Origin of the sequence: Methylobacterium sp. CCH5-D2, from assembly GCF_001556475.1 — a bacterium.
GTDB lineage: Bacteria > Pseudomonadota > Alphaproteobacteria > Rhizobiales > Beijerinckiaceae > Methylobacterium > Methylobacterium hispanicum.
Genome location: NZ_LSIX01000350.1, coordinates 1 through 9,749 on the forward strand (window position 1 = coordinate 1; position 9,749 = coordinate 9,749).

Annotated in this window: 9 protein-coding genes; 6 read left to right on the forward strand and 3 right to left on the reverse strand. The window is 71.7% G+C overall.

All coding sequences use genetic code 11. From position 1 onward, the window contains the following. Together AX737_RS09170 and AX737_RS09175 are read left to right on the forward strand one after the other, a co-directional pair. Positions 1 to 876, forward strand: an 876-nt coding sequence (locus AX737_RS09170; RefSeq protein ID WP_197430516.1) for a porin, incomplete at its 5' end; no start/stop codon positions are given. A 210-nt stretch (positions 877 to 1,086) separates the two neighbouring features. Further along, the gene (locus tag AX737_RS09175; protein WP_066920771.1) at positions 1,087 to 1,335 is read left to right on the forward strand and encodes a hypothetical protein; all 249 of its coding nucleotides are present in this window, start codon (positions 1,087 to 1,089) and stop codon (positions 1,333 to 1,335) included. Positions 1,336 to 1,542: 207 nt separating this feature from the next. On the opposite strand, the gene AX737_RS09180 is transcribed toward AX737_RS09175, so the two are convergent. Together AX737_RS09180 and AX737_RS09185 are read right to left on the reverse strand one after the other, a co-directional pair. Continuing rightward, a complete protein-coding gene (locus AX737_RS09180) occupies positions 1,543 to 2,964 on the reverse strand; it encodes an aldehyde dehydrogenase family protein (protein WP_082772960.1) in 1,422 nt (473 codons plus the stop codon). A gap of 241 nt (positions 2,965 to 3,205) precedes the next feature. Continuing rightward, positions 3,206 to 3,514 carry a hypothetical protein gene (locus AX737_RS09185; RefSeq protein WP_066920773.1) on the reverse strand — a complete coding sequence of 103 codons (309 nt, stop codon included), beginning with the start codon at positions 3,512 to 3,514 and terminating at the stop codon, positions 3,206 to 3,208. 177 nt (positions 3,515 to 3,691) lie between these two features. Between AX737_RS09185 and AX737_RS33070 the strand changes: the two genes are divergently transcribed. The 4 genes from AX737_RS33070 to AX737_RS09205 all read left to right on the forward strand — a co-directional run bounded on the left by AX737_RS33070 (position 3,692) and on the right by AX737_RS09205 (position 8,996). Next, complete coding sequence (locus AX737_RS33070) at positions 3,692 to 3,970, forward strand: hypothetical protein (RefSeq protein ID WP_066920775.1); 279 nt, start codon at positions 3,692 to 3,694, stop codon at positions 3,968 to 3,970. Continuing rightward, entirely contained in the window at positions 3,967 to 4,602 is a 636-nt protein-coding gene (locus AX737_RS09195) for a TetR/AcrR family transcriptional regulator (RefSeq protein WP_066920777.1), read from the forward strand. Before AX737_RS33070 ends, AX737_RS09195 begins: the two co-directional genes overlap by 4 nt. Continuing rightward, complete coding sequence (locus AX737_RS09200; RefSeq protein WP_066920779.1) at positions 4,599 to 5,825, forward strand: efflux RND transporter periplasmic adaptor subunit; 1,227 nt, start codon at positions 4,599 to 4,601, stop codon at positions 5,823 to 5,825. The genes AX737_RS09195 and AX737_RS09200 overlap by 4 nt, the downstream gene beginning before the upstream one ends. 66 nt (positions 5,826 to 5,891) lie before the next feature. Next, positions 5,892 to 8,996 (forward strand): efflux RND transporter permease subunit, encoded by a 3,105-nt coding sequence (locus AX737_RS09205; protein WP_066920782.1) that lies wholly within the window; start codon positions 5,892 to 5,894, stop codon positions 8,994 to 8,996. 70 nt (positions 8,997 to 9,066) lie between these two features. Here AX737_RS09205 and AX737_RS09210 read toward each other — a convergent pair whose 3' ends face one another. Next, positions 9,067 to 9,279 carry a hypothetical protein gene (locus AX737_RS09210; protein WP_066920784.1) on the reverse strand — a complete coding sequence of 71 codons (213 nt, stop codon included), beginning with the start codon at positions 9,277 to 9,279 and terminating at the stop codon, positions 9,067 to 9,069. Positions 9,280 to 9,749: the final 470 nt, after the last annotated feature.

Sequence of the window (9,749 nt, forward strand, 5' to 3'; positions counted from 1 at the left end):
GTGCCGACCGGCGTCGGCTTCGTCGACATGATCGAGCGCAACCGCCTGCCCGACTTCGTCGGCGTGCTGCGCTACGACCAGCCCTGGGGTTCGGCCCAACTCTCGGCCGCGGTGCACGAGCTGAACGTCGGGAACGGCACGCTCGGCACCTTCGTGGGCACGAATCTCGGCACGGCGGTGAGCAACACCAATCTGCGCGTCCTCGGCCGCACGCCGACCGAGTACGGCTGGGCGGTGCAGGGCGGCCTGAAGATCAACCTACCCTTCATCGCGCCGGGCGACACCCTCTACCTGCAGGGTTCGTATGCCGAGGGCGCGGGCATGTACACGGGCGTGACGTCCTATATGGGCTCCTACGCCGGCAGCGCCTCCTCGATCCAGGGTTCGGCCTTCAGCCAGTTCTTCAACGACGCGACGCTGAACCCCTTCACCAACCGGCTCGAACTCTCGACCACCGTCTCGGCGGTGGCCTCGCTGTTGCACTACTGGAACCCGACCCTGCGCTCGGCCCTGTTCGGCTCCTACGGCGAGGTCAGCTTCGCGGCGGGGGCCCGGGCCGCGCAGGGAGCCTATTACAGCCTGACCGCCACCGGTCCGGGCGCGCCCGGCACGCGCTTCTTCGAGCTGAGCCAGACGCTGCGCGACAGCTACCGCTTCGTCGTGGGCGGAAGCCTGATCTGGTCGCCGGTCAAGGACCTCGATATCGGCGCGGAGGCGATGTACACGCGGTTCGGCGTCCAGAACGGGCGGGTGCTCGACCTGAGCCGGTTCCCGGGCCAGAACGCGGCCTACGTGAACAACCTCGCCAACCCGGTCTTCACGACCACCAGCGTCGACGCGATCCAGGTGCGCGCCCGCGTGCAGCGCGATTTCTGACCTGTCCGGCACCGCACGGCCGGCCGGAGATCCGGCTGGCCGTGCGGTGCCGGCTCCGGCCTTCTCGAAGATTCCCGGCGACAAGGGCCGCGCATAGATTGCCCGAGCCGGCAGCGCCGCATTCCATGCCGCGGCGCAGGTTCCGCGTGCGCCAGGTCCGATTTCGGTCTAGAACGTTTAGCGAACATCGGCCGCGAGACGGGGGAAGCCGTGGATGCTGTGCAGCGGGTCGGAAGCTACCTTCAGGTGCAGGACGAGGAGGGCTGCCGCCATCTCCTGCGCGTCAGCGCCGTGCAGGCCCTCTCCGACACCGACCCGCTGCGCAACGAGACCTTCATCACCGCGGCGGGCCGCACGATCCGGGTGCCGCAATCCCTCGACGCGATCGTCGGCCTGATCGCGCCGGGCGAGCGTCTGGGGGCGGATGCCGAGGCGGCCGAGGCGCCCTGGCCGTTCTGAGCCGCTGCCGGATCGCCGCGGGGATGGACCGGGCGGCGGGTTCGCGCGTCGGCGCCGCACAGTTGCGCAGATCCGACGTTCCATGACCACCGCGCTCGCCGCCGTGTTCATCGCCGGTCCCCCGCCGAGGCCGACCGCAGCGGGACCGGCGGCGGTCCGCCGGCATCGGCTGCGGAGAGGAATGAGCCGCCGCCCGGGCGGCGATCCTCAGGCCGCCCAGATCTCCTCGTCGCTCGGCACCGGACGGTCGATCACGTTGCCGATCCGCGAGACGTTCATCAGGTGCTTGTAGTCGAGATTCTCCGAGATCGAGTTGCCCCCCCAGGAGCCGCAACCGAGCGTGGTGGTCGGCGCGAAGCCGTTCGTCAGCGAGCCGCCCGCGGTCAGCGCCGAGGACTGGTTGACCACCAGCCGGCTCACCGGCAGCGCCACGCCCATCGCCCGGATATGCGCCTCGTCGGTCGAGTGCAGGGCGGCCGAGTGCCCGGCGCCCTCCACGAGGAGGTTGGCTTTGGCCAAAGCCACCGCCTCCTCGAAGCTGCCGTAGGGCAGGATCGCCACCACCGGGCAGAGCTTCTCCTTGGCCAGCACGTCGTCGGTGCCCGCCCCGTCCGCCGGGACGAGGATGATCCGCGCGCTCTCGGGCACCTCGAGGCCGGCCAGCGCACCGATCTCCCGGGCCGAGCGCCCGACCACATCCTTGTTGAGGTGGCCGTGGTCGAACACCGCCGCGCGCACCCGATCGACCTCGGCCGGGTCGTCCGTGAAGAACACCCGCCCCGTGTCGCGGAAGGCCGCGACCGTGTCGGCGTAGTGCTCCTCGGGGGTGAGCACGAACTGCTCGTGCGAGCAGATGATGCCGTTGTCGAAGGAGGCGCCCGCGACGATCTTCTCGGCCGCCGCCTTGAGATCGACGCCGCGGTCGATCACCACCGGCACGTTGCCCGCCCCGACGCCGTAGGACGGCTTGCCCGAGGAATAGGCCGACTTGACCATCGCGCCGCCGCCGGTGGCGACCACCACGTCCACCGCCTGCATCAGGGTCTGGGTGGTCTGCACCGAGCCCCGCCGCACCGCCTGGACGAGGTGCTCGGGTCCGCCGTGCTCGCGCACGATCCGCTGGTACTCCCGGGTGAGGTGCGAGGTGGACTCGTCGGCCTTGGGGTGGGGCGCGAAGATGATGGCGTTGCCGGCCTTCAGGGCGAACATCGCGTTGCACATCGGCGTGACGATCGGGTTGGTCACCGGGCAGACGGCGCCGACCACGCCCATGGGCTTGGCCACCAGCACGAGCCCCTCCTCCGCGTCCTCCCCGATGATCCCGCGGGACCGCTTGCCCTTCAGGTTGTTCCAGATCACCCGGGACTTGCCCTTGGCCTTGGCCACCTTGTCCTCGTAGACGCCGAGCCCGGTCTCCTCGTGGGCCATGCCGGCCAGCGCCTCGGCGTTGTCGTAGACGTATTTGGCGAAGTCCCGCACGATGGCATCGACCTGCTCCTGCGAGAAGGTCTCGAAGACCGCCTGCGCGGCGCGGGCCCGCGCGACCAGGCGATGGACCTGTTCGGGCGATGTCGTCGTGGTCTCGGCCACCTCGCCGCCGATGGCGGCGTCCAGCGTCGGGCTTGCCATGGATGTTCTCCGTCGGTCGGTTCGTGCGGGCGGCTCGGCCCGGCCGACGTCAAGCGTAGCGTGCCGGGCCCGCCGAGGGACGCCGCGCCGCCGCGCTTCGGGAAGATTCCGCCCGGCCTGTAACCGTTCCGGGTTCTCGAGCCGCCGATCTCGGGACGCGAATGCAGTTCCGGCGCGCAGACGCCCGGCGGGACGACCGGAGGTCGTAGTTCTCGCCCTCGACGGAGCCTGAATTCGGCCCTCAGCGCTCCTCCGCGAGGCGGCAGGTCGCGCGGCTCGCCCGGGGCCAGCCGTAGTAGATCACCTCCGCGACGGCGCTGGCCCCCTCGCCGACCTCCGGGACGGGGGCCTGCGCGACCTCGAGCTCCCGGCCATCCTCTCCCTGGAAGGTGCAGGCGACGACGAGCCCGCGTGCCGCACCGCCCGCGTTGTGGAGCGAGACCCGCGCCTTCTGCGGCTCGTGGGAATCCGGCGGCGCGCGCAGTTCCGTTCCGACGATGCGGACCGCCGGCTCCGCGGCCGCCGCGCCTCCGACGAGCAGTAGCGGCATGACCGCCGCCCATCCTCTCACCGCCCTCGGCATCCGGACCCTGCCCCGCTCCGCTCAGACGGATGGCAAACCCCGCACGGGCGGACGTCGTTCCGGGGCGCCGAGCAGATGAGAATGAACGTTCATTGACGTGAGAATGAACGTTCATTATGATGCTGGGCAATGCAGGAGTTGCGTATGCGCGCGTCGAGCCAGATCCATCCGAACCACCCGGCCGGTTCCGAGCCGCGCCTCGTGGCGGTTCTGCGCGAGGCGCTGGCGCCCGCCAACCTCGTGCTCGGCGCGGTGCTGCTGCTCGGCTGGTTCGCCCTGGTGAGCTGGACCGGCGCGGGTCCGGCCGGCTGGCAGGCGCGTCTCTGCTCCGGCCTCGACCTTCAGCCCCGCGCCTGCGGTGCCGTGCCGGTCGCCGACGAGGCCGCCGCCCTTCGGCACGGCGAGACGGGACGCGCCTCGTGAGCGGCGCGGTCGCCGTCGCTGAGGTCCGCAGCGCGCAGGCGCAGCGGCGCGAGCACATCCTCGACGCCGCGGAATCCTGCTTCGTGCGCAACGGCTTCCACCGCACCACGATGCAGGATCTCGCCCGCGAGGCCGGGATGAGCCCGGGCAACATCTACCGCTACTTCGAGTCGAAGGAGGCGGTCGTGCGCGGCCTCGCCGAGCGCGACCGCGAGCGCGGGATGGCGTTGGTCGCGGAGTTCGAGCGGGCCGGCGACCGGCGCGGGGCGCTCTTGCGCATCATCGAACATTACTTCGCCCACATGACGCGGGAGGATGCGGTGCTGCGCGTCGATCTCTGGTCGGAGGCGACCCGCAACCCCGACATCGCCGCCCTGGTCGAGCAGGGCGAGGACGAGGCGCGGTGCTGGATGACCGAGATCTTCGCCGCCCTCGCGACCGCTCCGGATTGCGATCCGGTCGCCCTCCACGCGCTGCTCGACGCCCAGATGAAGGGCATCGTCGTGGCTCGCGCCCTGAGTTCCACCTACGACCCGGCCCCGGCCGCGGCGCGGCTGCGCACCCTGATGGATGCCGGCCTCGAAGGCCGCCTGCCGGCCACCGCACGCCCCCTCGGGGAGACCGCATCATGAGACCCGTCCTCCTGCGCGCCGCGCCCGCGGCGCTGATGCTGGGCCTCGCGCTCGCGGGCGCCCGCGCCGAGACCGCCTCGCCCAAGGTGCCGCCGCCGCCCGCCGTCAGCGTGGTCGAGGCCGCGCGCCGGGAGATCACCGAGACGGTGGTCGTCACCGGCACCCTGGTGCCGCGCGACGAGATCCTGGTGACGCCCGAGATCGAGGGCTACCGCATCGTCGAACTCCTGGTCGAGGAGGGCGCGCGGGTCGAGCGCGGCCAGGTGCTGGCGCGCCTCTCGCGCGACCTGATCGACCGCCAGCTCGCCCAGCAGAGCGCGCTGATCGACAAGGCCGCCGCGGTGGTGCCGCAGGCGCAGAGCAGCATCGAGCAGGCGGAGGCTGCCGAGACCGAGGCGCGCCTCGCCTACGAGCGTGCCCGCCAGCTCATGACCTCCGGCAACGCCACCGCCGTGATCATGGAGACCCGCACCGCCGCCCTGCGCCAGGCGGAGGGCAAGCTCGCCTTCGCGCGCAACGGGCTCGTCATCGCCAGGGCCGAACTCGCCCAGGCGCGCGCCGTGAAGGACGAGCTGGAGCTGCGCCTCGCCCGCACCGAGATCCGCGCACCGGAGGCCGGCATCGTCAGCCGCCGCACCGCCCGAGTCGGCATGACGGCCTCGGCCTCCGCCGAGCCCCTGTTCCGCCTGATCGCCCGCGGCGAGATCGAGCTGGAGGGCGAGGTCGTGGAGACCAAGCTGCCGCGCCTGCGCGACGGCGCGCCCGCCTGGATCGAGATCGGCGAGGGCGAGCGCGTCGAGGGCCGGGTGCGCGTGGTCTACCCGGAGGTCGACCGGGCGAGCCGCCTCGGCAAGGTCCGGGTCCGGCTCGATCCGGATCCGCGCCTGCGCATCGGCACTTTCGCGCGCGGCGCCGTGGAGATCGCCCGCACCCGCGGCGTGACGGTGCCGCAGGCCTCCGTCCTCTACGGGGGCGCGAAGGGCTCGAGCGTGCTGGTCGCGGTGGGCGAGCGGGTCGAGGCCCGCGCCGTCCGCACGGGCCTCTCGGACGACGACGACATCGAGATCCGGGACGGGCTGCAGGCCGGCGAGCGGGTGGTGGCGCGCGCGGGCAGCTTCCTGCGCGACGGCGACCGGGTGCGTCCCGTCCTCGTCGGCACCTCCGCCCCCGCGGTCGCCGCGATGCCCTCCGCCCGCGCCACGGCGGATGCCGGCGCGCCTTGAGGCGCCCTCCCCTCGCGACGGACCGGCCCGAGAGACTGCCCGAGAGACTGCCCGAAGGATCGCCCGATGCGCCTCAACGTTTCCGCCTGGGCGATCCGCAACCCGATCGCGCCCCTCGTCCTCTTCCTCGTGCTGGTGGTGCTGGGCCTCGTCAGCTTCCGGGGGCTCGCCGTCACCCGCATGCCGAACGTGGACGTGCCGATCGTCTCGGTCTCGATCACGCAGTCCGGCGCCGCGCCCTCCGAACTCCAGACCCAGGTCACCAAGTGGGTCGAGGACTCGATCGCGGGCGTTCGCGGCGTCAAGCACATCACCTCGTCGATCACGGAAGGGTCCTCCGTCACCACGGTCGAGTTCCGCCTCGAGGTGAACACCGACCGCGCCGTCAACGACGTGAAGGACGCGATCTCGAAGATCCGCATCAACCTGCCGCGCACCATCGACGAGCCGGTGATCCAGCGCGTCGAGATCACCGGCCTGCCGATCCTGATCTACGGCGTGACCTCGCCCGCGATGACGCCCGCCGACCTCTCGTGGTTCGTGGAGGACACCATCGCCCGCACGCTCCAGGGCGTGAAGGGCGTGGGCGGCGTCGAGCGCGTCGGCGGCGTCGCGCGGGAACTGCGCGTCACGCTCCGGCCGGACCGGCTGCTCGCCCTCGGCATCACCGCGGCTGACGTGAATCGGCAGCTGCGCCTCACCTCCGCCGACATGGCGGGCGGGCGCGGCGAGGTCGGCGGGCGCGAGCAGTCGATCCGGACGCTCGCCGCCTCACGCTCGCTGCGCGACCTCAAGGCGACCTCGATCGTGCTGCCCGGCGGCCGCAAGGTCCGGCTCGACGACCTCGCGACCATCGAGGACGCGATCGAGGAGCCGCGCACCTTCGCCCGCTTCAACGGCGAGCCGGTGGTGGCGCTCGCCGTCTCCCGCGGCTCGGGCGCGAGCGACGCCGAGGTGGCCGCCGCCGTCGAGAAGAAGATGGACGAGATCCGGGCGGGCTACCCGGAGATCCGTTTCGAGCGGATCGATTCCTCGGTCGAGGCGACGCGCGGCTCCTACGAATCGGCGATGCACACCCTGATCGAGGGCGCCGCGCTCGCCGTCGTGGTCGTGCTGCTGTTCCTGCGCGACTGGCGCGCGACCATGATCGCCGCCGTGGCCCTGCCGCTCTCGGTCTTCCCGACCTTCTGGGCGATGGACGCGATGGGCTTCACGCTCAACGGCATCAGCCTGCTCGCCATCACGCTGGTCACCGGCATCCTGGTGGACGACGCGATCGTCGAGATCGAGAACATCGTCCGGCACATGCGGATGGGCAAGTCCGCCTACCGCGCCGCGCTCGAGGGCGCCGACGAGATCGGGCTCGCGGTCATCGCCATCACCGCCACGCTGATCGCGGTCTTCGCGCCCGTCTCCTTCATGGGCGGCATCGCGGGCCGCTACTTCATCCAGTTCGGCCTGACGATCGCGGTCTCGGTCTTCATGTCGCTGCTGGTGGCCCGGCTGATCACGCCGCTGATGGCGGCCTATTTCCTGCGCGACCACGGCCATCACGAGGAGCGCGAGGGCGCGGTGATGCGCGCCTACGCCCGCGTCGTCACGTGGTCGGTGCGCCACCGCTTCCTCACCCTGATCGCGGGCCTCGCGCTGTTTGCCGGCTCGCTCGTCTCGACGGGGCTGCTGCCCTCGGGCTTCATCCCGAAGCAGGACAACGCCCGCACCCTGTTCATGGTCGAGCTGGCGCCGGGCGCGCGGCTCGCCGACACGGTCGCGGTCTCCGACCGGGTGGTCGAGCGCATCCGCCGCCTGCCCGAGGTCGTCTCCGTCTTCGTGGACGGCGGGCGCCAGCTGCCGGGCAAGAAGGAGACCCGGCTCGCCACCCTCATCGTCAACCTGACGCCGAAGGCGGAGCGCGCCAAGCGCCAGTGGACGCTCGAGGCCGAGATCGCCGGGATGCTCGCCGAGGAGCCGGACATCCGCTCCTGGACCCTGCGCGAGAGCGGCCAGCGCGACCTCGCCCTGGTGGTGAGCGGCCCCGACGTCGCGGTGGTCGCCGAGGTCGCCGCGCGCCTGCAGCGCGACATGGCGGGGATCCCGCACCTCGTCTCGGTGATGTCGACGGCGCCGCTCAACCGGACCGAGGTCCGCATCCGTCCCCGCGATGGTGCCGCGGCCGACCTCGGTGTCTCGACCGACACCATCGCGGAGACCGTGCGGGTCGGCACGATCGGCGACATCGGGCTGAACCTCGCGAAATTCAACGCGCGGGACCGGCAGGTGCCGATCCGGGTGATGCTGCCGGAGAGCGCCCGCGGCGCCCTCTCGCGCCTGGAGACCCTGAAGGTGCCGGCCAAGAACGGCACCGCCGTGCCGCTGGCCGCCGTCGCCGACATCGAACTCGACCAGGGACCCGGCGCGATCGAGCGCTACGATCGGGCCGTGCGCGTCGCCGTCGAGGCCAACCTCGAGGGCTCGGACGCGCTGGGCTCGGCCATCGCCGCGGCGCTGCAGACGCCGACCGCGCGGAACCTGCCGCCGGGCGTCACCATCAAGCAGACGGGCGACGCCGAGATCATGCAGGAGGTCTTCTCCGGCTTCCTCATGGCGATGAGTGCCGGCATCATGATGGTCTACGCGGTGCTGGTGCTGCTGTTCGGCAACTTCCTGCAGCCGCTCACCATCCTGTTCTCGCTGCCGCTCTCGATCGGCGGCGCGATCCTCGGCCTGCTCCTGTGCAACATGTCGATCTCGATGCCGGTCGTCATCGGCATCCTGATGCTGATGGGGCTGGTGACGAAGAACGCGATCATGCTGGTCGATTTCGCCGTCGAGGAGATGCGCCGGGGCGTCGATCCGGTGACCGCGATCGTCGATGCGGGCCGCAAGCGCGCGCGTCCCATCGTGATGACCACGATCGCGATGGCGGCCGGCATGGTGCCGTCCGCGCTCGCGCTCGGGATCGGCGGCGAGTTCCGCGCGCCGATGGCGGTGGCGGTGATCGGCGGCCTGATCGTCTCGACGCTGCTCTCGCTGGTCTTCGTGCCGGCCGTGTTCCTGCTGGTGGACAGCCTGTCCCGGGTACTCGGACGCCTGCTCGGCCGCCTTGTCGGCGCGCGCGACGAGCCGGAGGCCGGGACCGCGCCGGGCGTCGCGCCGGGGGGCGCACAGTGAGGGCGCAGGGTGCTGAACGCGAAGAGGCCAGCCCGGCGGGCTGGCCTCTCAGGAATCAGGGGCGGGGCGCCTACTCGCCGGCCATCATCTCGGGCGAATAGTGCCCGCACCAGTCGGAGGCCGACACCACCGGCCAGAGACCGTGCTCCTGCGGCCCGGGCTGCGTCACCGGGGGATTGAAGCGGCAGAGTCCCTCGTCGCCGCTATGGCCGGTCGATTGGGCGGCCTTGTGCGTGTCGAAGTAGCGGCAGCTCTGGCACTGGGCGTTCATGGTGTTGGCCATCGTGTTCCTCCGTGTCTGCCGAAGCGGGCTGCGATCCGCGCCGTTCGGAATTAGAAGAAGTCCAATCTGCCGGACAACGCGGCCGAGCCGCGTGGGTTTCATGAGACCGCGACGCGCTCCGGCGCGGAGTTCGGGTCCCGCCCCGGCGCAGTACCGGTCCGGCCGGCCGCCGGCCGAGGCCGCAAAATCCTATCCCTTTCCTAACGTCCGCCCGGTCCGTCCCGGAATTCACCGGCGCTCGGGCAGGCTTGTGCGGCCGCGCACCTCCGGGCCGGCGGGGCTGCCGGCTCGCTCCGGCGGTGTTGCAGGGCTGCACTATCGAGCGGCGGCGCTTTGGTTTTTCTCTCCGGTCATGGTCCCCGCCCCGGGGACGAGGATTTGAGCCATGAAGAAGATCCTGCTTGCCTCCACGGTCCTCGCCGGCCTGACCGCTGCCGCCTCGGCCGCCGACCTTCCGCGTCGCGCCGCTC